Source organism: Chryseobacterium sp. ISL-6, from assembly GCF_018613715.1.
In the GTDB taxonomy this organism is placed as follows: Bacteria; Bacteroidota; Bacteroidia; order Flavobacteriales; family Weeksellaceae; genus Chryseobacterium; species Chryseobacterium paludis.
Genome location: NZ_JAGGPT010000002.1, coordinates 21764 through 46006 on the forward strand (window position 1 = coordinate 21764; position 24243 = coordinate 46006).

The following is a 24243-nucleotide window of genomic DNA, read 5'->3' on the forward strand; positions in this document are numbered from 1 at the left end:
ATTCTACTTCTTTTTATTGATAAAATGATTGGACAATACTAACGAAACACCAATGATGAAAACAAAATAGGCTACATCTTTAAAGTCAATCAGCCCTCTTGTAAATCCAAGAAAATGCTGATAAAAACCTATATTCTGTAAGATAAAATCGGCTCCGCCTAATAATTTATAACTCGCTAACTGTTCGATTCCGAAATACATGATAAAGCACATGAAAACACCCAACAGGTAAGCCATGATCTGATTCTGAGAAAGCGATGAAGCTAAAATTCCAACTCCCGAAAAAGCGGCAATAAGCATGATCAATCCGATATAACTTCCGAAAGTCATTCCCAGGTCAATATTTCCTTCAGGAACTCCTAAAACATACACGGTATACAGATAGATCAGTGAAGGAATCAGGCATAAGATCCCAACTACCCAAACGGAAAGAAACTTTCCTAATACCAAATCTGAGACTTTTAAAGGCTGTGAGAACAACCAGTTTAAAGTTCCGGTCTGTTGTTCTTCTGCAAATGTTTTCATGGAAAGTGCAGGAATAATGAACATCAATAACCAAGGGACTAAAACAAAATAGCTCTGTAAAGAGGCCATTCCGATCTCAAAGATATTAGAATCGTTATCGAAAAAAAACAAAAAAAGAGTCGCTATCAGACTGAAAGCTGCGATGATGATCCACGCACTCCAGTTCCCGAAGTAACTCCAAAGTTCTTTTTTAAAAATTGCAATCATAGTTTTATTTAGGGTTTAGGTAATAGGTTGCAGAGCAAAAATTACCTTATCAATTATATTTTAATCTATTGTTGGGGGATTAAGATTTTTTCTTTTTGTTTTTATTGACCAGTTTTACGGTCATCATGATTAAAAATACAAGAACGAAAAATCCGGTAATTAATTGCCACCAGTATTCGATCACTGAAGATTTTAAAATAACCGTGAAGACCACCAGAAATAAAATGAAGGTAGCAATCTCATTTGCCTGTCTCAGTTTTATATTCGCCGTTTCCAAAGTATTTCCATTCAGGGCTTTTAATTGAAGTACCTTTTTCCAACACCAGTAATGGTAAATCGCAAGACCTATCAGGAAAGTGAGTTTTAAATGAAACCAAGGCGTTTTCATTAACCCTGTATTAAGACAGATCATGACTAATCCACAAACGGTCATAATAACTCCTGCAGGAACCGTAATAATATTCCACAGCCTTCTCGCCATGAATGTATACTGTTCTCTTAAGATCTTCTTCTTCTCTTCAGCAAATTCATCGGTATCTTTATAGTAAACAAATAGTCTTACGAGATAAAAAATTCCCGCAAAATAACTGACCATAAAAATAATGTGCAGCGCCTTGATTATTGTGTAAAGCATTTTAAACTTTTCTATTTTTTTTAGGAACTAATCACCTTTTTCATCAGTGCACTCTAGTTTTTATATCTACTTCGTTACCACAGTATCTGTACTATCTGGATCCGGTTTTAACATGATTCTTTTTGCGCCCAACTTGGTATAATACTTTTCCATTTTATTCAAATGGTCATCGCTGGTTTCTTTTCCTTTAATATTATACCCATAATCACTCCAGATTCGGATATAAAAAAGATCTTTAACCAAAACCCTGTAATTGGGTTGTTCAAAGTTTTTGGTAAGATACTCATCCAAGTCTTTCTTTGAACCGAACTGATACACATAAACGCCACCATCATTCAGTTCATCTGTTGGACTGTAGTAAGGAAACGCGTACAGCTTTTTAATTTTTGGGGCAATATCCTGATTGGCAATTTTTGAAATGATACCGGGATTATCTGTTACAAATGGTACCTGGGTAATCCCGATAGATTTCATTTCTTTATTTATTTTTACAGGCTGCATTCCCTGAAGCTCAACATTTTTAAGATCAAAATCCATAATATTCTGAGCAGAAAAACTTTGAAAACAGATAAAACCGATAATCAAAAGTATATTTTTCATAAGCCTGTATTTTTTTGTTTTAAGAAATCACACTCAGCTCTTTCCCCACTTTTTCAAAAGCAGCGATTGCTTTATCCAAATGTGCTCTTGTATGAGCTGCAGAAAGCTGAACTCTTATTCTAGCTTTTCCTTTCGGAACTACAGGATAGAAGAATCCGATTACATAAATTCCTTCATCCATTAGTTTCTCTGCCATCTTCTGAGCCAAAGGCGCATCGTATAACATAACCGGAACAATTGCTGCATCACCATCAGGAATATCAAAACCTTTAGCTTTCATTTCTTTTCTGAAATATTCTGCATTTTCCATTACCTGATCACGAAGTGATGTATCGTCAGAGATCATATCTAACACTTTCAATGCTGCACCTACGATTCCAGGAGCTAATGAGTTTGAGAATAAATATGGACGGGAACGCTGTCTCAACATATCAATGATCTCTTTTTTACCGGAAGTAAATCCACCCAATGCTCCACCTAATGCTTTTCCTAAAGTAGAAGTAATAATGTCTACTCTACCCATTACTTCATTGGCTTCGTGTGTTCCACGGCCTGTTTTCCCAATGAAACCGGTTGCGTGAGAATCATCCACCATTACTAAAGCTCCATATTTATCGGCAAGATCACAAACACCTTTCAGGTCAGCAACGATACCATCCATTGAGAAAACCCCATCGGTAACGATAATGGTAAATCGGTGATTTTTTTCAGAAGCTGCAATTAACTGAGCTTCCAGATCCTGCATATTATTGTTTTTATAACGGTATCTCGCTGCCTTACAAAGACGAACCCCATCGATAATTGAAGCGTGATTCAGTTCATCTGAAATAATAGCATCTTCTTCTGTAAATAACGGTTCGAAAACACCACCGTTCGCATCAAAACAAGCTGCATACAAGATCGTGTCCTCTAATCCTAAAAACTGAGCAATCTTTTCTTCCAATTGCTTATGAATATCCTGAGTTCCACAGATAAAACGAACAGACGACATCCCGTATCCATGAGATCCTATCATATCCTGAGAAGCTTTCATGACTTCCGGATTGTTGGATAATCCTAAATAATTATTCGCACAGAAGTTTAACAGCTTTTTACCATTAGCTTCTATTTCCGCACTTTGCTGAGAAGTAATGATTCTTTCTCTCTTGTAAAGCCCGTCGTTTTCAATATTTTTAAGTTCGTTCTGTAAATTTTGAAGATATTTTTCAGAGATCATTTTTAGTAATTTTTTAGATGCGCTAATTTAGTAAAAAGGCGGTAAACTATTCTATTTTATGATTCTTATTCTAAAAAATTGAGGTAAAACATTCATTTTAACAAATAGTCTACTAATTTAGTAGGATAATAATTTTATATTTGTCCTTTAAATTCTAAAAATGAAATTAACAACGGTACAAAAAGTTAGAAAAATACCCTCCAGAAACTTCCTGAATTTATATATGAAACCTTGCGTGCCTGTTATCCTGGAAGATTTTGTAGATCCGGAAAGTCCGGCTTTTAAAAAATGGAATTATGATTATTTTAAAGAGATTGCAGGGAATCATTTGGTCAATATTTATGGTAGTGACCTGGAATCTTTAGACAGAGTGGCCAGTAAACCCATTTCACAGACCCCTTTTTCTGAATATTTGGATCTGATCAGCTCCCAACCTACTGAGCAGAGACTCTTCCTTTTTAACCTCCTAACGATAAAACCGGAGATGAAAAGTGATATCCATTACAATGATGTCACCAATGGCAAAATTTTAAGATGGCTTCCGTTTATGTTCTTTGGAGGTAAGGGATCCATTACCAGAAATCACATCGACATTGATATGTCCCACGTTTTCATTACCCAGTTTCAGGGCATCAAAAAAATATGGCTGTTTCCATGGGAACAATCGAGTCTGATGTATAAATTACCTTATAATTTTCACAGTTTAGCCAATATCAAAGAACCCGACTATAATGAATTTCCTGCTCTGAAATACGTAAATGGCTATGAAGCGATCATTCATCCCGGCGAAACGCTTTATATTCCTTCCGGATGGTGGCATTATATCCAATATGAAACAGAAGGGTATTCTGTTTCGATAAGAGCCCTGCCGTCCAGCTTGCTCGAGAAGTGGCGGGGTTTTAAAAATCTTGTGATGATCAGGCATTTCGATAATGCCATGCGGAATTTGTTTAAAGAAAGATGGTTTAATTTTAAAGTAGGAAAAGCACATAGGAAAGCGAAAAGAGCAGTTTCAAAAATCTCAAGATAAAATAAAAGCCTTCATAATGAAGGCTTGTTTTCTATGTTCCAATTTTCAGTTTTTATTCAACTCTTATTGATTTTCCTTAACCGGAAGGTATTTATTAAGTACTTTCCCACTATTAAGGGCAAGGGAACTTTCTAATTTTAAAACTTTTCTCCCATTAAAAACAGGAAGTCCTTTTCCAATGGCAACTGGATTAACGATAATATAGTATTCATCAATAAGATCCTGATCGATCAAAGAACTTACAAAATCAGCACCTCCATACACCAGAATATCTTTCCCTGGTTCTTTTTTAAGTGCTTCTACCGTAGCAGTCAAGTCTCCATTTTGTACTTCTAAATTCCTGCCATTAATATTGGTTTCCGTATGGCTAAAAGCAATCTTACGCATATCAACGATCAGTTTTGCTAAAGCATTCGTTGGATTGTCTGGTAAATTATCTGCTACATTTTCCCAGTGATCAATAAACTCCCGTGTCATTTTGCGTCCCAATAAAAGTGTATCACTGGTCTCAGCCAGTTCAACGATTTTCTGAAAGCCAATGGGATCCGGTGGGCTTAGCCATACCCAATCCTGTTCGCCATTCGGACCAGCTACAAAACCATCAATAGTCATTTGCATCTGTAATTTTAATTTTCTCATATGAATTGTTTTTAGTGATTGTGTTTGTGTATCTTGTTGAATTACAAATTTAAAGGAAAATATAATGAAAGATCCGAGAAATTTTCTCGGATCTTTATAATTTGTTAGTCTACTTTATTTGAATACAAGTGGGACGTTTGCATCACCTAGAAAACTACTTAATTTTATCAATAATATGTTTCTCAAATTTTCTTTTGATCTCTGTATTTTCCTTTTCTGACAAATCTTTATTAATTAAATGCGTTGAACCATTTAGTCCTTTACTTACACTAAAAAAACCTACTTTCGTTTCGTTTGGCCCATTACCTTCTCTTGTCCAAAACTCCACAATATCATTTGTATCTTTAAAATAAAAGTAAAAGTAATACCAATGAGAATCTCTTCCATCTAATAATTCGGTTTCTTTGCCTGCCCATTGTAATTTGGGAACTTTATAATCCAAATTATCTTCTTTTAATTTAATAATTGTATTAATTACTTCTTTTTCTGACTTAGGAATTACATATGTCTCTGCATAGGGATAGCTACCTCCTGAAAATTTATTGATGTCTTTACAAGACAAGATTGATAATAAATAAACTAAATTAATAATAAATATTTTTTTCATAATTACCTTTTAGGTATATTAGTAACACCTACACTGGATTTTTTATAATCATTTTCTATCTGCATAGGTCCAAATTGTGGTTGTGTAATAATTTTAAAGATTGTTTTGGAGCTGCTGCTATACCCAAACCAACACCAAATACTGCTGCTGCACCTCTATCTAAAATTCCAACAAATGGATTAATAGCAATTGAAAGTTCCTCTTTAACAAAATTATAATCTGCTCCGATTGCTCTTGTATCTGTTAATAAACCTGAAGCTCCTGCTGTTCCTAAATTATCATACCTCCTATCATGGCCAATTGCAGGATATTCTGACAGAAAATTGAGTACATATTCATAACTAGCTTTCCCCCCCGCTGGCGCGAGCGTCACGCTCGTAGCCCATTCACTAATTACAAATTTAAGTCTATTTCCAAAATTTCCTGATCATCATTATAGTAATTTCTTGCACTACTATATTTCCATCCATTAGGTCATTTTATAATTATTTTTTGCCTGGTTTAAAAAATCTAGTATTTGTTCTCGTCATTGATACAATCCCGGGCGCGAGGATCACGCTCGTTGCCTATTCATATATTACAAATTTAAACGAAAGTACAATGAAGATCTGAGAACTTCATTGTATCAGACCAATTTATAACTCGTTATTTTATTTTAGATACGAGCAAGATGCTTGTCACAAAAAAGGAACTCTTTCAAATTTACAAACAATACAAAAGCCTTCGTACGAAGGCTTTTGATTGAGTTTTCAAAGTTAGATATTTCAAGCTATTTTTTAATAAATTTGCTTGTATATTTTGAGTCTTTTGTTAGAATATTCACAATATAATTACCACTTGTCAAAGCCGAAACATCAATTACAGAATGGCTCTTATCAATAACATTAGATTTCACTACCTGAACTGCCTTTCCTGACATATCATAGATTGAAATAGCTGTTATTTGCTGATCATTTTTTAGACTTACATTCAGTTCTTTATCAGCTATTGTAGGATAAACTGATAGACTTTTCTTTGTTTCTACTTCGTTGGTTGCCAATGTAGTTCTTGTTACTGCAAAAGTATCAACTCCTATAATATTTGAATTGGCTCCATCAGGTCCACCATCAGTAACAAAATAACGGAAAGCCATTCTCATACTGGTATCTGCAGCTAATCCGGTAACTGTATAAGAATATTGAGTCCAGGTTAAAGGATATCCATTTACAGCTGTTGTATTTGTCGTCAGGTTTGGATTAACAGAAACTGCCAAATTCGTGAAAGAACCCACCCCAGTCTCTCCCGCGGGGATTGTTGAAGCTGCTCCCTGATCACTTAATCTAAACTCCAATCTATCAGGAAAATTTCCTGAAGTTCCTCCTTTTCTTGTGTAAAACGAGATTACGTCACCATTTTTTACAGTAATTGGTGGTGTAATTAACCAATTGCTTATAGTACCACTCCCATCTACACTATTAAAATTACATAATGTAAAAGAAGTAGCACCGCCAGCTTGCCCACCACCGGCAAACGCAGTACCTCCACCCTGCGCCCATAAACTTAATCCTGCTGGATTACTTTGATTAGTTGTAGTCCAGCCCGCAGCTGCTAAAGTACTGAAAGTATCGAAACCCTGGCTAAAAATAACCTGAGAATACGCTATCAAATTGCTAAGCAAAGACAGCAATAGTAAAATTTTTTTCATAACATTTTCATTTATTTGTTATATCAAATTTAACTATTATTTTCAATAATTAAATATTTTTCAATAAAAATGTTACATTTAATCAAAATATCGCATTTCATTAAAAACACGATATTCTGATTAATTTTTTACTCCTTCACAAACTTAATATTCCTTTCTTTTATTTTAAATACATACACTCCTGGAATTAATTCAGCAACATTAATAGATTTACCAGGTTGATAAATTCCTGTTTTCACCAATCTTCCTTCAGCTGAATAGATGATAAAATCTGTTGGCTTATCTATTCCTTTAAAGTATAATTCGTTTTTAGCCGGATTTGGATACAGTGCAAATTGATCTTTCTCAAAATCCTGAGTACTTAAAGTATTATCATTTGTTACTGTAGAGTTGTTCTCTAAAATCTGATACTCATAATTGAACTGTACACTGGCAATAGGAAATGGTACAGATTCTACAAAATACTGATTATTTGAAGTATTATTTAAAACAAGATAGGCCACCTGACCTGCAGTACCATTTACTTTTATTGGAAGCGGCATTTCATAAAAGCTTACCGAAGCATTGCTTTGAGTCTGCCCTACCTTAATCGTTATAGTCTGATTCGAAGACTGCCTCCATCGGATATCATAGGTTGGGTATCCCTCGCCATACACCCAATCATTGAAAAATCCAGTAAAATCTCTACCTGTAGATTGCAATAAAGAAGCAGTCAGATCTGCAGTTTTCGCATAATTATAGGCTAAATTCGGTCTGGAGTGATATTCTTTAATGGCCTGATAAAAAGTAGCATCACCTAAAATCCATTTCAACATTCTAAGAATATACCCTCCTTTTGCATAAGACAATCTTCCACTGAAAATAGTTCCTTGACTTCCCAGGTTAGCATCAGCCACATATGTACTTCCTCCAGGAGCACTTGTAACGTAATCTTTCTGATCTTCCAGATAATCCATAAATTGAGATTGGGTCATCAATAATTTTTCATTCGCAAGATGTTCTCCAAATGTTGCAAACCCCTCATTCAACCATATATCATTCCATGAACCACAGGTTACCTTATCACCAAACCATTGGTGTGCCAGCTCATGAGCAATAACCGATCTTCCCCAACTACTCATAGAAGACATTGTCTGATGCTCCATACAGACACCCCCATATTGAAACTCCATATGCCCATACTTTTCATTGCGAAAAGGATATGGACCAAAATAAGTTTCAAAGGTATTCATGATCTGCTTTGTCCATTCTATATTAGACATTACAGCTGGATTATTTATTGTGGTAGGATATACATAATTTACAAAAGGAAACGGGGGATTTCCCATTGTATCATTCAGTTTAACAAAATTTGTAATTGCAAGAGCCACCAGATAAGCACTGGTAGGATACATAGTTCTCCAGAATGTTAGTTTTTTGCTATTTGGAAGTGCTATCTCAGACATAAATTTTCCATTGGCTGCTACACTGTATTGATTCGGAGTGGTTATTTTAAAATCAAAACGATCAATCTTATCATTAAGACTTTGTTTTGTTGGAAACCAGTCTTGTGCTCCATAAGGCTCGCTTAATGTAGAAACAATTAGACTACCGTTTTGTGAACCTGTAGAAAATGCACTATTAGCGGTATCAGGTGGACCTGAATATTGTATTGTTAAAGAATCTAATACATTCGCCGGAAGAGAAGCTGGAAAATCAATCTTCACTTCTTTCGTAGCTAACTGCTGGAAATTAAGATTATTCCCATGGTATTTCACTTGAGAAACCGTCAGAGTATTGGCAAGATCAAAATAGATACTGGCCATACTTTGATTGGGTTTAAAATGTGAAGTAACAGAGCCAGAAATAGTATAGATAGCAGGATCTAAACTCACATCCATTCTTTGATACTGCAAATCATAATTTAATGTATTAGGATTGACATTTGGAGCGGTCATCTTTTGAGTAAAGGATTTCATTTCTTTTGCTATTAATCCTTTCATTTCAACATTTTGATTTTGACTACGCAATGATTCAAACGAAATAATGCACAAAATTACCAGATAGAGTTTTTTCATTTTTAAATTTATAATATGGTCAAAGATAAAAAAAACCTTCTAATCATTGATTAAAAGGTTCTTATGATATTTAATTAAATATTTTTAAAGATCTAATGCTGGTTCCAAGAGCTTTTCCATTCTTTTCTTCACCATATCTACAGATCCTGCGTAATTATTAACCATCAAAGAGAAAACCAGTGTTTTCCCTGAGTTCGTTTTCATGTAGCCAGCTAATGTTTTTACTTTATTTAAAGTTCCGGTTTTAGCAAAAATTTGTCCATTCCCGGTTCCTATAAACATTCTTTTTAAAGTTCCTGACTGCCCACCTACCGGAAGTGAAGTCAAATAGGTCTTATAGTATTTCTGCTCCATTAAAGAAGTTAAAAACTTTGCCTGTGAAATTGGAGTAACCGTATTATTTCTTGAAAGCCCACTTCCATCTATATAGCTTAAACCATTAATATCAAAAGCGTTTTCTCTTAAATGGGTTGTTACTACAGTTCTCCCTGATTCTGAAGTCTGATCTCCCAACTTCTGAAAACCTACTGTTTTCAATAAGGCTTCAGCTAATGAATTATCACTATGTTGGTTGGTATAATAAATAATATCACCTAAAGTAGGTGACTTATACGCTGAAATCAATTTTCTGCTCTCAGGTGTAGGATCTGTCATTCTAGGAGTTACTTTTCCTGTAACAGCCACACCACTTTTTACCATAGAAGCTCTTAAAGTATTAGCTAAATAAGCAGGAGCATCAGGCAGTTTGGTTGTCAATATACCTTCCCCTTCATATTTATCTGCATACACCATTTGATTGGCATAAGGAGAAACATAAAAATACTTTTTATCAGAAGAGAAAGAACCTGCTTTTTTCACAATCAGTTTTTCGTTTGCCGGACTGATTTCACGGGTGGTTCCTACAGGCAGATAGTAATTATTATTCTCTAGCCAAACAACATTTTCCGGAAGCCTCGCAATATTACCTTTGAAAAGCGCTGTCTGAATAATAATATCACCATTTATCTTTTTGATTCCTTCATGTGAAATTCCACTTAGGAAATCTGAAACGATCTCTCTATATGATAGAGCTCCACCTTTATTAGTCCCAAGGGACGGATCTCCGCTTCCTACCACATAAAGATTACCATTTAAAACTCCATTTTCATCTATACTTCCTGAATATTCCAACTGCGTCATCCAACGATAGTTTTCCCCTAACAGGTTTAAAGCTGTTTCAGTGGTTAACAATTTCGTTGTAGAAGCCGGAACTAAAGGAGTATTTTCATTGTACGAAGAAATTACTTTCTTAGTTTTCGGGTCATACACTACAAATCCCCACTCCGCATTTTTGAGTACGGGATCCGACACCATTGTGTTTACATTAATATCTACAAGTTCTTTAGCCGACAAAATCGTCCTCTCAACCACCGAAGTTACCGGAGAAGGTAAATTTAAATTCGTTTTTTGATTGTCGTAAGCCTGAGAATAAAGAACAGTAGAAACGGTAGATTGAGCAAGGAAAAACCCAGAAGCCAATACCGCTACACTTGAAATATATTTTCTGAAATTTACCATCTATCTTAGTATTTGTTTTTATGCCTGTCTCATAAAAAACGATTAGTTATAACCATCCAATAAAAGAGCCAAACAATTAATCAACGACCAAAAGTAGAAAATATTGTTAGAAATCAGACCATTATAGTCTAATAAAAGCCTATAAATTTTGTTAAAAATTGTTAAAAATCCACGAAAACGTCTTTTTTGATGCTTTGGTAAGCAATAATTTCATCGAAATCTTTCAAACTTAGCAAAACTTGATTCTTATACTTTTCATAGTTTTTACCTCGGGGAAGCTTCAGTAAAATCTGAAACTGATATAGATTATTGATTCGTGCAATTTGAGATCTTTCCGGACCTAAGACACATTCTTCAGGAAGATATTTTCTTAATACAGAACCTAAAAACTGAGATGCCCGATTTACTTTATCTTCTTTTCTATGTTTAAGCTCGATCATAATAAGCTTTGTAAAAGGTGGATAATGAAATTTCTGACGTTCTTTTAAAAAATAATAATAGATCTTAGAAACCTTATTCATTTTGAGCAGCTGAAAAACAGAATGTTCGGGATTAAAGGTCTGGATATAGATCTTACCCTTCCCGGAAACTCTTCCTGCTCTTCCTGCAACCTGCGTAATCAACTGAAAAGCGCGCTCTTCTGCTCTAAAATCCTGAACATATAATAAGGAATCAGCCTTCGGAATGGCTACCAATTCGATATGATCGAAATCCAGCCCTTTAGAGATCATTTGTGTACCTACAACGATATCCGTTTCGCGGTCTTCTATTTTTTCATATAATTTCTCATAGGCAAATTTCTTCCGCATAGAATCAACATCCATCCTATCCACTTCATTATCCGGGAATAATTTAGAAACTTCTTCATGAATCTGCTCAACACCTACTCCCCTTTCATTTAGATTTTCGGAATGACATTTTGGACAGGCTTTTGGTTTGGAAGCCCGCTGACCACAATAATGGCATTTCATTTCGTTAGCCGCTTTATGGTAGGTCATAACCACATCACAATTGGAGCAATAATTAACATATCCACAAGATTCACACTCTAAAACATTAGCATAACCCCGGCGATTGTGAAGAATCATCGCCTGGTTTCTTTCTTCTAATGTTTTTTTTATCTCATCAATCAACTGTAAAGAGAAATTTCCGGAAACTTTTTTAGAATCCTGGGCTTCTTTAAAATTAATCAATTCAAACTCAGGAAGCTGGACATTTCCAAATCTTTCATTAAGGAAAATATACTTCATTTTCTCTTTTCGAGCCAGATAATAACTCTCAACGGAAGGGGTGGCAGAACCTAAGATCACCCGTGCATCATAGAAACTTCCAAATATCAGGGCAGAATCTTTAGCATTAAAATATGGTGATACCTCTCTCGCTTTGTAAGCAGAATCGTGTTCTTCATCTACAATAACCAATCCTATGTTCTGATATGGCAGGAATAAAGCATTCCTTGTTCCAATAAGAATCTGAATATCATTATTTTTAATTCTTCGCCAAACTTCTACCTTTTCGAAATCGGTTAATTTCTGATGATAGAACCCTAGTTTTCTTCCGTATTTTTTTTCAAGCCTCTGCGTAATTTGTTTTGTCAGGGAAATTTCAGGAAGTAAAAACAATACATTTTTACCATTATTTACACACTCTTCTATTTTCTCTAAATAAATATGAGTCTTCCCAGAAGAAGTTACCCCATGAAGCAGTACGTTTCTCTTTTCTTCAAAAGCTTCGTCAATCTCTTTTTTTGCTACTTTCTGAGATTCAGAAAGCTCTTCTATCTCTTCAATTTCTCCTTCATAGCTTTCTAATCTGTCTTTTTGTAAATAATATTCTTCAACAAAATTCTTATCTATCAGTGGCTTTAAATGAGAATGTCCAAAAGTGCCATCTTCAAAAAGATCAGATTTTTTGATAAAGCTATCCGGGCTTTCTGTCTGTTGAGATAAAATAATTAAAAAAAGGTCTTTTTGCTTAGGTGCTTTATTCAACTTTGCCAAGATGGCTGTAAGACTTTCATTATCTAAAAGATCTTTATTGATCTTCACATAAGCTACTTCTTTGGCTTTATATTTTTCACCTATTTTTTCATCAATCTCTATATATTGAAGATCAATTAATGAATTGATGGTTTTAATAATATCTTTTTTCGGAATAAATGCTTCCAGATCAGTAAGGTTAATAAGCTGTCTTACTTCAAGTGCCTGGATAAGATACATTTCGTTAACGTCCAGATTTTCAAAATCAACCGTTACATTAGGTTTTAATTTTAAATAAGTTTCACTTTCCAATTTCAAAGAAGATGGAAATGCAAAACGATAGATCTCACCCAAACTGCATAAATAATATCCTGAAAGCCAGTTCCAGAAATCAATTTGTTCCTTTGGCAAAATTGGAAACTCATCTAAAATACTGATAACCTCTCTTGGTATAAACCCTTCCGGTTCAATATCATGAATTTCAAAAACAATTCCAGTATAGATCTTTTTTCCACGAAATGGCACCAAAACCCTCATTCCCGTTTGTATTGCAGGCATTAGCTCTTCAGGTACTTTGTAAGTGAAAGAACCTTTTAAATTTAATGGTAAAACAATTTGGGCGTATCGCAAGAGAAGTAATTAAAGTGTAAAATTAAATCATTCTTTACAGAACTGCAATTTTTTATTCGTGATTCCATGTTCTGTACCTTATCTTTGTTAATCATTCTTTGTTCATGGAAAATTATATCCTGTTATTTTTTATTGGACTCATGGCTGGAGCGATCAATGCGGCAGCAGGAGGCGGATCGTTTATTACTTTCCCGGCGCTTATTTATGCAGGGGTTCCTCCCATTCAGGCCAATGCATCAAGTACGGTTGCCTTATTTCCCGGAAGCCTCGCTAGTGCCTGGAAATTCAAAGAATATATTAAGCCTTTTCCTGATATTTCAATCACCGCAATGATCATCCTTACTTTGTTAGGGGGCTGTGCGGGAGGTCTATTGTTGTTATATACCCCATCAAGTGGTTTTAATCTCGTTGTTCCCTGGTTGCTTTTACTAGGTTCTCTGGCCTTTGCATTTGGAAAACAAGCTGGTAACTGGCTTAGAAAAAGAATGCATATTAGTGCTGGTTTGGTACTTGGAGCACAATTTCTTTTAGGAATATATGGCGGTTATTTTGGTGGAGCAGTTGGAATTATGATGATGGCTGTTTGGGCGCTATTCGGATTGTCAGATATTAAAGTCATTAATGCCAATAAGACTCTTTTTACAGGAATAGCTAATGCTGTGGCAGTTATTCTGTTTATTTGGGCAGGAAAAGTATACTGGCCTGAAACCTGTACCATGATGACGGCAACAATTCTGGGAGGCTATTTTGGGGCACATTTTACAAAAAAACTCGATCCTGCGAAATTAAGAATGGGAATCGTTATTTTTAATTTTATAATTACTACAGTTTTCTTTATCAAAACATATCTTTAATTAAAAGAACATTTCAATTATTCTATACCAGACAGCAGTTGTTAAAAACCCTACGATAATACTGAAACCAATGGTCAAATTAGTTAGTTTGGTATTGAGTCTAAACTGCTCAACAATAATACTTGAAGTAACAACAGTAGGCATAGCTGCTTCGAAAATAGTAATTTTAGCAACATCTCCTTTTATTCCTAATAACAGGGCCAATCCCAAAACAATAGCTGGTGCTAAAATTAACTTATATAACATGGAAACCGACATTTGAGGGATAAGTTTTTTCCAACCGTTGAATTTAAGTTGCAATCCTACAGAAAACAAAGCTAATGGGCTCACCGTTGCTGCTAATTTGTCAAACAATGGTTCTGCCACTGTAAAATCAATAAACTGAGAAAGAATGATTGCACTTATACATCCTACCAATGGCGGAAAGGTGATCAGCCTTTTTAAAATAAACTGAGCACCAACCTTTCCTGAGGTGCTCCCGCCTTTTACTGCTGCAATAATTCCTAAAGTCGAAAGACTGAAAAACATGGTCTGATCACAAATTACAGCAATACTTAAAAGACGCTCTCCATAAAAAGCACTGATCAAAGGAAAGCCGATAAAAGAAGTATTACTATATCCACTAATGAGTTCCATCGTACTTTGCGAACGCCTTGAATACCCTTTTTTCTTACTATAAACCGCCATAAAAACAAAACAGAACACAGCAATAAGAAATGTAGCAACAATAGGAAAAAGCATTTCCAGTGTCCAATGAACTTTCGGCAAATATTTGAATGAAACCGCTGGAAGAGCAAGGTAGAGGATCCAGGTATTGATCCCTTTGTGAGCATCAGGATGGATGGATTTGGTTGCTTTCAATAGCATTCCAGCCAAAATACATACCGCGATCAAAACAAAATTCACCATAATTGTGTTGGACTATCTCGCAAATTTAAGGTTGATTTTTTAGTTGACCGTGAAAATCAATCTATTTTTTATTGATATGCTATGCGATGGCTATTTTATCTCCCGCAGATTTTGCGGATTACGCAGATCTTTATGTTTTATCGGATTTAATTGATTTAACATATAGGACTGTTTAGATTTAATCAGGGATTAACTGTGTTCCACAAGCTCATTACCTCAACTTTTTCTAAAGATTTTGATAGTTTAATCCATTTTGAGCTTTTTGGAAGTAAGTCAAAAAAGTTATCACTAAAATGAATATCCCCTAATAAATAAACATCTTTTGCCAGAACATCAGTAGAGACTTCAATTTCAGTTGGTGAAATTTTCCTGATTGTAATATTGGGTTTAGTCAGCTTTAAATCTTTAGGTTTTCCAAAAAAGAAATTATTTTCAGCTACTATTTTAGCATTCTCGCCTTTTAAGGTCAACTTTAAAAAGACTTCATTTTTAGATGAATCAGAAATTAAACGATCTATTTTTACTGGATCAAATTTTACAATTTCATTCAGCGTTTTTTCTTCAGAACTCACTGTCCCGATCACTTCTCCATTAAACTTAACAACCTTTATTTCAACAGTCAGATTCCTAAATACATTCTGATTATCATTGATAGCATACAAATTCAAAGTCCCTTCTTTTTCTTCAGTCAATAAAACCTGCTGTTCAAAACTTCTTTTTATTTGATAGTGCAAAGCTTTCCAATTTCCCAGGTAATCAATGGAAGACCATGAAACAACGGGCCAGCAATCGTTTAGCTGCCAGTATAAAGTTCCCATATTATAGGGTTTTGCACGACGGTGGGCTTCAATTGCAATTTGCATTCCTCGAGCCTGTAGCAATTGAGAAACATAATTATATTTTACAAAATCAGTTGGAACAGGATAATCGCGCTCCATATATTTGTTAATGATCTCCCAACCTCTTCCATGCTTTTCGTGAGCTTTTATCGTAGGACTTTGCAAGCTTAGATCAGGATCTCCAGAAAACATAGATTCAGTCGTTTCCAGACTTGGCATTCCCTGGAAACCATATTCCGACATAAAGCGACCTACTTTTTCATTATATATTTCGAAAGGCTGCTCACCCCACCAAACACCCCAATAATGAGAATCACCTTCTGTTAAACTTTCTTTATGACCCCAACCAATGGATGGTGAACTTGGCCAATAGATATTTTTATCAGCAGCTAAGTTCTCTTTTAAAGTATTTGGAATTACTTCATGGAAAACCTTTTTATAATCTTTCCAAACCTGTAGGGAATCTTCTTTTGAATATTTAAATTGCTTCTGATATCCCCAATTAACAATAGCCTCATCTACCTCATTATTCCCACACCATAAAGCAATAGAAGGATGATTTTGTAATCGATTAACCTGGCCTCTGACTTCTTCTTTTACGTTATTCAAAAAGTCCTCATCAGCTGGATAAAAGCTGCCAGCAAACATAAAATCCTGCCATACCAGGATTCCATTTTCATCACAGGCTCTATAGAATTCATCATCTTCATAAATCCCACCTCCCCAGATACGAATCATATTCATATTTGCTTCTTTAGAATCTTTGATCAATTGCTGATATTTCCCCTTGGTAATTCTTGGTGAAAAGCTGTCTGCCGGAATCCAGTTGGTTCCTTTTATATATAATGGATGTCCATTTACTTTAAAATAAAAAGACTTTCCTTTTCCATCTTTTTCCTGAATTAATTCTATCGTTCTCAATCCGATTCTCAAATCCTCATTTGAAATAATTTTTGAATCTTTTTGTAAGGAAACTTTAACCGTATACAAATTAGGATCTCCCCATCCATTTGGCTGCCATAATTTGGGATTCTCTATTGTAAAAGGAATATCTACATTATTGCTTCCCTTCTTTAATTGGAGTTGATTTTTTTTATTATCAATCGAAATTTCATAGATGCCTTCATTATCAGCAAAGATTTCAAAATGAAAATTTAAATCAGCCATTTGTTTGGTTAGGCCTTTTTGTTCAAATTTTACATTTTCAAGTTTAGCATTATTCCAGAAGCTCAGTTTTACATCTTTCCAAATTCCTGCTGTCACTAATCTAGGACCCCAATCCCATCCGAATTGATATTGCGCCTTTCTCACAAAACTTCTTGGACTTTCAGGCATCGTAAACTGAACCTTTTTTGCCAGTTCTTTTCCTACATTTACTGCTGATCTGAATTTAATCTGTAGAAGATTGTCACCTATCTTTACATATTTTTTCACAGGAAGTTCCCATTTTCTGAACATATTATCCGTTTTCTTAAGGAGTTTTCCATTAAGGTAGATTTCAGAAAACGTATCTAATCCTTCAAAAACAAGATCTATATTTTGATTATCTAATTCTCTAGATGAAATTTTAAAACTACTCTGATAATCCCAATCTTCATTTTCTATCCATTGAGATTTCTTCTCATTTTCATCCTTGTAAGGATCCGGAATCAATTGATTATTCATGAGATCCAAATGAACCGTTCCTGGCACTTTTGCAGGAAGCCATTTTTGTTCTTTTGAATTTTTAAACTGCCATTTTTCAGAGGACAAACTGCGCTCTGAAAACTGTGCAAAAAAAAGATTTTGGATAAATAGAAAAATAAAAAGGAACGTTTTATTCATTAATAAGTTTATTTACAATTCTATGGATTCCATCTTTGATAAGAGGACAATTAAAATTAATCAGTAATCCAAGTTTAATATTTGTCAGTTTTAAATAAGTCAATACTTGCGAATAAAATATAGGATTCATTTCTAGCACCGACTTTACTTCAATTATTACCTTATTATTAACCATGATATCAATTCTATACGAATTTTCAATCATTACTTCCTTGTATCTTAATGGCAAGGAAATTTGTTTCTCTACATGTAATGTAAGCCCATCTTTGTTAATTCATAAGCCAATGCAGTCTCATAAGCATTCTCTAGTAGTCCAACTCCTATATTTTTATGAACTTCTAACGCTGCACCTATAATTTTATAGGACAATTCATTTTCTGTCATTCACTTGTGTTTTGTGTTTACTTTATTTTTTAATGCAAAGTTTTATTTTTTTTCCTTCACATCGTAAGTTAGCAAAGTTTTTAATCAATTAAAATTGATTTGATGAAGCGAATGTTATATGCAGCAGCTTAATCAGCGACTTTGTCGCAATGCTTTGCTCCTTAAAACAATAAAGTATAATATTAAATCTTTGCGTTTAAAAAATATTCAATCTCATCCATCGTTCAGAGGAACGAAGGAATCTCTATTTAGCTATGTTGAGATTCTTTCATTCCGCTTCATTCTGAATGACAAAAACAGTCATTAATAATAAATGTTGAGTATACTAATAACTTGAAACTACTTATTCTTCAAAGCAACTACTTCATCTGCATTCGCAAATTGTCCACCATCAGTAATAGCTGAAGAATGAAAGTATCCAGCACTGGTAAATTCCCTGATATCCTGAATATTTGTAGACCTTAGCCCTCCGCCAATAAGAATCTCTATTCTCCCATCAGACAGCTCAACTAATGTTTTAAGGTTTTCTTTGCCTTCAGAAACATTAGGCTTTTGTCCAGAAGTAAGAATGGTTTTAAAACCACAATCAATTACTTTTTCCAAAGAATCCGCCAATCCTTTTGCTCTGTCAAAAGCACGATGAAAAGTACATGGAAGAGGTTGAGCTAATTGAACCAAAATTTTATTTTGCTCAATATTAACCTCATCATTTTCATCTAAAATTCCGAAAACAAAGCCATCAACATTTAATGATTTCAATTGGGTCAACTCGTTCTTCATCTGTTCAAATTCTGCTTCAGAATAGGTAAAATCTCCCCCACGAGGACGAATCATTACAAAAACCGGAATGTTTATTTTTTCTCTGAGTTCTTTTGTTGTTTCAAAACTTGGTGTTGTACCACCTTCACTTAATCCATCACAAAATTCTATTCTGTCTGCGCCATTTTCAAAAGCAATTATTGCAGACTGTGGGTTAAAGCAGGCTATTTCTATCTTTGACATTCTTAAATTCTACTGTTTATATTTTAGCTAAAACTAATTTCATTCTTGTAATTCCAAAAATGAAATTAATTTATTCTATTGATTTTTAATTACTTTTTTAATGCAAATTCAGGAGTTTCCAATCGGTTTCCTTTTTGATCATGAACCGCAAAATTAAATCCATCCTGGATACAATAAGATCCATATTCCCCGTTTTTATTTAAAGCTATAAAAACCACCTGAATATCTTTTAGGTTTTTGTTTCTTCTTTGTGCAATCTTTACAATTCTTTCTACTGCTTCTTTACAGGCTTGCTGGGGATTTCTCCCTTGTCTCATTAGTTCTACTACCAGATGCGTTCCCACTGTTCTGATCACTTCTTCTCCATGCCCCGTAGCTGTTGCGGCGCCTACTTCATTATCTACGAATAAACCGGCACCGATAATTGGAGAATCTCCAACTCTTCCATGCATTTTAAAAGCCATTCCACTAGTTGTACATGCTCCGGAAAGATCTCCCTGTGCATCTAATGCGATCATTCCTATCGTATCATGATTTTCAATGTTGACAACCGGCTGATACTTGCTGCTTTTCAACCATTCTTTCCACTCATTTTCAGACTCTGGGGTCAATAGATTTTCTTTTTTAAAACCCTGTGATAAGGCAAATTGAAGGGCACCATCTCCCACCAACATAACATGGGGTGTTTTTTCCATAACCGCTCTTGCAACAGAAATCGGATTTTTAACGTTTTCTATACAGGCAACAGATCCGATATTATAATTTTCATCCATAATACAGGCATCTAGTGTTACTCTTCCATCTCTGTCGGGACGTCCACCATAACCTACGCTTCTCTCCGTAGGATCCAACTCTACCAAACGTACTCCTTTTTCAACAGCATCTAATGCTCTTCCGTTTTTACCAAGAATTGTCCATGCTTCTTCATTGGCTTTTAAGCCAAAGTTCCATGTGGAAAGTACAATGGGTTTATTGATGATTTTATTATTTTCAGGAAGCTCTTTAGCTATTAAATCCAAAGGATTCATTAATAATGCTGAAGAAGCAAGTGCTGTATTTTTTAAAAATTTTCTTCTTGAGTTCATATTTTTCTGGTATTAGGTTGCAGGAATATTTTTATTATTTATAATTATAAAGCTCCTATTTCATCTACGAAAAGCCAAGCTTTAGAATCAGCTCCCGGATTTCCGGCTGGTATAATTCCTGCATTTTCTATTTTAATTTTAATATATTTTGAGTTCTGATTTCCTATATTCAATCTTACTTTTCCTTTTGAGTTCTGAATTTCTTCTTTTCCAATTTCTTTGATCATTTTAAAATTAGTGTTGTCATCGGAAACAAAAATCTGTGCCGATTTAGCAAGATGAATCCAACTTCCCTTATTCTCCAGAGTATTGAAATAGATTTCTGAAAACTGTGTTTTCTGTCCTAAGTCAATAACTGCTACAACATCTTTTCCATTAAATCCTAACCATGTTTTCCCTAACTGCTTTTGATTTCCAATAATCCCGTCCACTAAAGTGAAAGCGCCTCCAAAAGAGTAATTTTCACTTGGCTGTTGTTCCAGGCTAATGTTCTTTCCTGTCGTTTTGGAAGGGGTAAACTGTTGTGTGGAAACAACACTTTTTAGTTGACCTTCTTCAAAATAGGCAGACTTCACTGTCATGGCCTTAGATACAGGAATAACCCCCTGATAAGATTGAGAATTTATTGTCGGATCTGTTCCGTCCGTTGTGTATTTTATTCCATTGGAATTTTGAGAAGTTGACAATTCATAAGCAACACCATTCACTGCAGGAATTACTTTTCCGGAAATATTATAAATGCTTTTAGCATAATTCACCTTCATTTTATCTAAAACCTTAAACTGCTGTATGACCCTGTTTTCAAAATCTTTATAATTTTTAGAATCCGCTGTTCCCCAAGCAACTTCTGAGAGTGCCATTAACCTTGGAAAAATCATATACTGCACCTGTTTAAAATCGAGAATATATTCAGTCCATAAATTAGCTTGAACCCCCAAAATGTATTTTGCCTGCTCAGCATTTAATTCCGAAGGGATAGGATCATAGGAATACACTTTATCTAAAGGAGTAAATCCACCAAAAGCATTTGGCTCCGATTGTGGATCTCCCTGATAATGGTCAAAATAGCAGAAAGCTCCGGGAGTCATCACGGCAAAATGTTTGGATTTCGCCGCTTCAATTCCTCCATTTACCCCTGTCCAACTCATTACAGCTGCATTTGGAGCTAATCCACCTTCTAAAATTTCGTCCCAGCCAATTATTTTTCTTCCTTTGCTGTTCACATATTTTTCAATGGTCTGAATAAAATAACTTTGTAAACCATGTTCGTCTTTCAGGTTATTTTTCTTTATTAATTCCTGACAATGTGCACATTCTTTCCATCTGGTCTTCGGGCACTCGTCGCCACCAATATGGATATACTGAGATGGAAAAAGTTGCATAACCTCGTCCAAAACGTTTTCCAAAAATGTAAAAGTTTCTTCTTTTGGACAAAATACATCATCAAAAACACCCCATTTCGTAGCAGCTTCAAAAGGTCCTTTTGTACAAGCTAATTCTGGATAAGCTGAAAGTGCAGCTAAAGCATGACCCGGCATTTCAATTTCGGGAACAATAGTGATATGTCTTTGTTCAGCATATTTAACCACTTCCTTAATCTGCTCCTGGGTATAAAAATAGGGGCCATATGGTTTTCCGTCAAATGTATTATCAACATAAGCTCCGATCATCGATTCTTTTCTTTTAGAACCTATTTCGGTAAGCTTTGGATATTTTTTGATCTCAATTCTCCATCCCTGGTCATCAGTTAAATGCCAGTGAAAAGTATTCAGCTTATACATCGCCAGATAATCGATATACTGTTTCACTTCATCCACGGTAAAAAAATGACGACAAACATCCAGATGCATTCCACGCCATGCAAATTTTGGAGAATCATTAATTTCCATAGCAGGAATTTGCTTGTCTTCCCTATGCTCTTCAAACAACTGAATCAACGTTTGAAGTGCAAGAAAATACCCCTGCTTGGTATAGGAACTTATCAAAATTCTTTTGGGAGAAATGTAAATAGAATACTTTTCTTTATCTGCTTCAGCATTAATTGGGATTTTTGGCTGTGGAAACAGCAAATGCATCACATGAACTTTTTCTGTACTGCTACTGGATTTAAATTTAACCTGGGAACCTAGACGTTTTTTTAAATATTCTGTTTCTTCTTTCGGAAGTTTATCATTCAGTATTAGTGTTTCTGGAATTTCAAACTTCCCGGCCTGCATATTTACACTTTGTGGATAAGGAATTAAATTTGGTTTCTTCTGAGCATGAAAAACAGTGGAAAAAATAGCAGAAAATATAAATAGAAAACGTCGCATTTAAGTATGATTAAGGTTTTAGCTAAGATAATTATTTTCTAAAACTCTTTTGCTCATTTTAACTTATTAAATAATAAAACATCTAAATTTGCAAAAAAAATACAATGAGAAAAACTATTTTTCTGGCTGCTGGATTATTATTTTCAGTTTCATCTCAAGCCCAACTTTTAGACATTATAAAATCTACTGTTAAGGATAAAACGGGAGTTGATCTAAACAATCCCGGTAAAACAAAAAATACCACTACATCCAATACGACTGCCATATCTACCTCATCTCCCAATAGATCGTCCTCTATTAATCTGAACAATCTTACCTCATCACAGATCTCATCTGGATTAAAGGAAGCTTTAAGTCTTGGAGTAACTGATGGTGTAAAAAAACTGGCTTTAACTGATGGATTTTTAAAAAATGAGGCTGTAAAAATTTTAATGCCTGAAAAATTACGGAAAGTCGACACTACGTTACGTTCTTTAGGAATGGGTAAACTAGCAGATGAGGGGGTAAAATTATTAAACAGAGCTGCTGAAGATGCGGTAACAGAAGCCGCTCCTATTTTCACGAATGCCATTACTTCCATGACCATTACGGATGCTAAAAATATTTTATTAGGTTCCAATAATGCAGCAACCAATTATTTGCAGACTAAAACCCAAAGCCAACTGTTTACCGCTTTCCAGCCAAAAGTACAGGCTTCTTTAGGAAAAGTAGGAGCTGATACGGTTTGGAAAAATCTTATTTCAAAATACAATATGTTTACTGGACAGTCTGTAACTACTGATCTTAACGAATATGTTACCACAGAAACTATTAATGGCGTATTCAAAATGGTGGCAGAAAAAGAAAGTGGAATAAGAAATACTCCGGCTATGAGAACGACAAGTATATTGCAGAAGGTTTTCGGAGCTCAGGATGGAAAATGATCTTAGATTTTAAAATTACAATTATATATATAAAAAAGGCTGCTTCAGAAATTGTAACAGCCTTTATTTTTTATTTAGAATTGCATTTCAGGAATATCCCCTTCAATGATAAGATCTGCTTCTGTAGATTTGATAATATGTTCTACTGAAATTCCTGGTGCTCTTTCAACGAGCTTGAAACCTGCAGGAGTGACATCCAGTACTGCTAATTCTGTTACTACTCTTTTCACGCAGTTTACCCCTGTTAATGGAAGCGTACATTTCTTTAGAATTTTACTTTCTCCTGCTTTGTTTACGTGCATCATTGCAACGATGATATTTTCAGCAGAAGCTACTAAGTCCATTGCACCACCCATTCCCTTCACCATTTTTCCTGGAATTTTCCAGTTGGCAATATCTCCATTTTCAGAAACTTCCATCGCTCCAAGAATGGTTAGATCTACTTTCTGACCTCTGATCATTCCAAAACTGAAAGCAGAATCGAAGAATGATCCTCCTGGCAATATCGTAATCGTCTGTTTTCCGGCATTAATAATATCGGCATCTTCTTCGCCTTCAAAAGGGAAAGGTCCCATTCCGAGAACTCCATTTTCACTCTGAAACTCTACGTCTATACCATCTGGAACGTAGTTGGCAACCAGAGTAGGAATCCCTATTCCCAGGTTTACATAGTAGCGGTCTTTCAGTTCTTTTGAAATTCTTTTAGCAATTTGTTCTTTTGTGAGCATAATAAAAACTTAGACTGC

General features: G+C 34.9%; 22 protein-coding genes. 3 read left to right on the top strand and 19 right to left on the bottom strand.

Annotated elements, in window-relative coordinates; translation table 11 throughout:
* Positions 1-3: 3 nt before the first annotated feature.
* From J7E44_RS05120 to kbl, 4 genes are all read right to left on the bottom strand, one after another.
* On the bottom strand, positions 4-732 hold the full coding sequence (locus J7E44_RS05120; RefSeq protein ID WP_214826259.1) for an ABC transporter permease: 729 nt from the start codon (positions 730-732) through the stop codon (positions 4-6).
* Between the two features lie 79 nt (positions 733-811).
* Complete coding sequence (locus J7E44_RS05125) at positions 812-1366, bottom strand: CopD family protein (RefSeq protein WP_214826260.1); 555 nt, start codon at positions 1364-1366, stop codon at positions 812-814.
* A gap of 66 nt (positions 1367-1432) precedes the next feature.
* Positions 1433-1966 (bottom strand): hypothetical protein, encoded by a 534-nt coding sequence (locus J7E44_RS05130; RefSeq protein ID WP_214826261.1) that lies wholly within the window; start codon positions 1964-1966, stop codon positions 1433-1435.
* A gap of 19 nt (positions 1967-1985) precedes the next feature.
* Positions 1986-3182 (bottom strand): glycine C-acetyltransferase, encoded by a 1197-nt coding sequence (kbl, locus tag J7E44_RS05135; protein WP_214826262.1) that lies wholly within the window; start codon positions 3180-3182, stop codon positions 1986-1988.
* A gap of 160 nt (positions 3183-3342) precedes the next feature.
* Here kbl and J7E44_RS05140 point away from each other — a divergent pair, with 160 nt between their 5' ends.
* A complete protein-coding gene (locus J7E44_RS05140) occupies positions 3343-4212 on the top strand; it encodes a cupin-like domain-containing protein (RefSeq protein ID WP_214826263.1) in 870 nt (289 codons plus the stop codon).
* A 63-nt stretch (positions 4213-4275) separates the two neighbouring features.
* Here J7E44_RS05140 and J7E44_RS05145 read toward each other — a convergent pair whose 3' ends face one another.
* The 7 genes from J7E44_RS05145 to priA form a co-directional block, all read right to left on the bottom strand.
* Positions 4276-4851 carry a dihydrofolate reductase family protein gene (locus tag J7E44_RS05145; RefSeq protein ID WP_214826264.1) on the bottom strand — a complete coding sequence of 192 codons (576 nt, stop codon included), beginning with the start codon at positions 4849-4851 and terminating at the stop codon, positions 4276-4278.
* Positions 4852-5005: 154 nt separating this feature from the next.
* Complete coding sequence (locus J7E44_RS05150) at positions 5006-5458, bottom strand: hypothetical protein (RefSeq protein ID WP_214826265.1); 453 nt, start codon at positions 5456-5458, stop codon at positions 5006-5008.
* 55 nt (positions 5459-5513) lie between these two features.
* The gene (locus J7E44_RS05155) at positions 5514-5831 is read right to left on the bottom strand and encodes a hypothetical protein (RefSeq protein WP_214826266.1); all 318 of its coding nucleotides are present in this window, start codon (positions 5829-5831) and stop codon (positions 5514-5516) included.
* A 396-nt stretch (positions 5832-6227) separates the two neighbouring features.
* Positions 6228-7142, bottom strand: a complete 915-nt coding sequence (locus J7E44_RS05160) for a T9SS-dependent choice-of-anchor J family protein (RefSeq protein WP_214826267.1) — start codon at positions 7140-7142, stop codon at positions 6228-6230.
* A gap of 128 nt (positions 7143-7270) precedes the next feature.
* Complete coding sequence (locus J7E44_RS05165) at positions 7271-9124, bottom strand: M1 family metallopeptidase (RefSeq protein WP_251040495.1); 1854 nt, start codon at positions 9122-9124, stop codon at positions 7271-7273.
* Positions 9125-9283: 159 nt separating this feature from the next.
* The gene (gene dacB, locus J7E44_RS05170; protein WP_214826272.1) at positions 9284-10756 is read right to left on the bottom strand and encodes a D-alanyl-D-alanine carboxypeptidase/D-alanyl-D-alanine endopeptidase; all 1473 of its coding nucleotides are present in this window, start codon (positions 10754-10756) and stop codon (positions 9284-9286) included.
* A 161-nt stretch (positions 10757-10917) separates the two neighbouring features.
* Positions 10918-13365 carry a replication restart helicase PriA gene (priA, locus tag J7E44_RS05175; protein ID WP_214826275.1) on the bottom strand — a complete coding sequence of 816 codons (2448 nt, stop codon included), beginning with the start codon at positions 13363-13365 and terminating at the stop codon, positions 10918-10920.
* 104 nt (positions 13366-13469) lie between these two features.
* Between priA and J7E44_RS05180 the strand changes: the two genes are divergently transcribed.
* The gene (locus J7E44_RS05180; RefSeq protein ID WP_214826276.1) at positions 13470-14219 is read left to right on the top strand and encodes a sulfite exporter TauE/SafE family protein; all 750 of its coding nucleotides are present in this window, start codon (positions 13470-13472) and stop codon (positions 14217-14219) included.
* On the opposite strand, the gene J7E44_RS05185 is transcribed toward J7E44_RS05180, so the two are convergent.
* From J7E44_RS05185 to J7E44_RS05210, 7 genes are all read right to left on the bottom strand, one after another.
* A complete protein-coding gene (locus tag J7E44_RS05185) occupies positions 14220-15128 on the bottom strand; it encodes an AEC family transporter (RefSeq protein WP_214826278.1) in 909 nt (302 codons plus the stop codon).
* Positions 15129-15310: 182 nt separating this feature from the next.
* Complete coding sequence (locus J7E44_RS05190; RefSeq protein WP_214826280.1) at positions 15311-17791, bottom strand: beta-mannosidase; 2481 nt, start codon at positions 17789-17791, stop codon at positions 15311-15313.
* Positions 17784-17996 (bottom strand): GxxExxY protein, encoded by a 213-nt coding sequence (locus tag J7E44_RS24195; RefSeq protein WP_353050450.1) that lies wholly within the window; start codon positions 17994-17996, stop codon positions 17784-17786. The genes J7E44_RS05190 and J7E44_RS24195 overlap by 8 nt, the downstream gene beginning before the upstream one ends.
* Positions 17997-18034: 38 nt before the next feature.
* The gene (locus J7E44_RS24200) at positions 18035-18175 is read right to left on the bottom strand and encodes a GxxExxY protein (RefSeq protein ID WP_315941742.1); all 141 of its coding nucleotides are present in this window, start codon (positions 18173-18175) and stop codon (positions 18035-18037) included.
* 339 nt (positions 18176-18514) lie between these two features.
* Complete coding sequence (locus J7E44_RS05200; RefSeq protein WP_214826282.1) at positions 18515-19177, bottom strand: copper homeostasis protein CutC; 663 nt, start codon at positions 19175-19177, stop codon at positions 18515-18517.
* Between the two features lie 89 nt (positions 19178-19266).
* Positions 19267-20262, bottom strand: coding sequence for an isoaspartyl peptidase/L-asparaginase family protein (locus J7E44_RS05205; protein WP_214826284.1), 996 nt, complete (start codon positions 20260-20262; stop codon positions 19267-19269).
* A 44-nt stretch (positions 20263-20306) separates the two neighbouring features.
* On the bottom strand, positions 20307-22574 hold the full coding sequence (locus J7E44_RS05210) for a glycoside hydrolase family 20 protein (protein WP_214826286.1): 2268 nt from the start codon (positions 22572-22574) through the stop codon (positions 20307-20309).
* 104 nt (positions 22575-22678) lie between these two features.
* Between J7E44_RS05210 and J7E44_RS05215 the strand changes: the two genes are divergently transcribed.
* Positions 22679-23497 (top strand): DUF4197 domain-containing protein, encoded by an 819-nt coding sequence (locus J7E44_RS05215; RefSeq protein ID WP_214826288.1) that lies wholly within the window; start codon positions 22679-22681, stop codon positions 23495-23497.
* A 74-nt stretch (positions 23498-23571) separates the two neighbouring features.
* Here J7E44_RS05215 and J7E44_RS05220 read toward each other — a convergent pair whose 3' ends face one another.
* On the bottom strand, positions 23572-24225 hold the full coding sequence (locus tag J7E44_RS05220) for a CoA transferase subunit B (RefSeq protein ID WP_214826290.1): 654 nt from the start codon (positions 24223-24225) through the stop codon (positions 23572-23574).
* Positions 24226-24243: the final 18 nt, after the last annotated feature.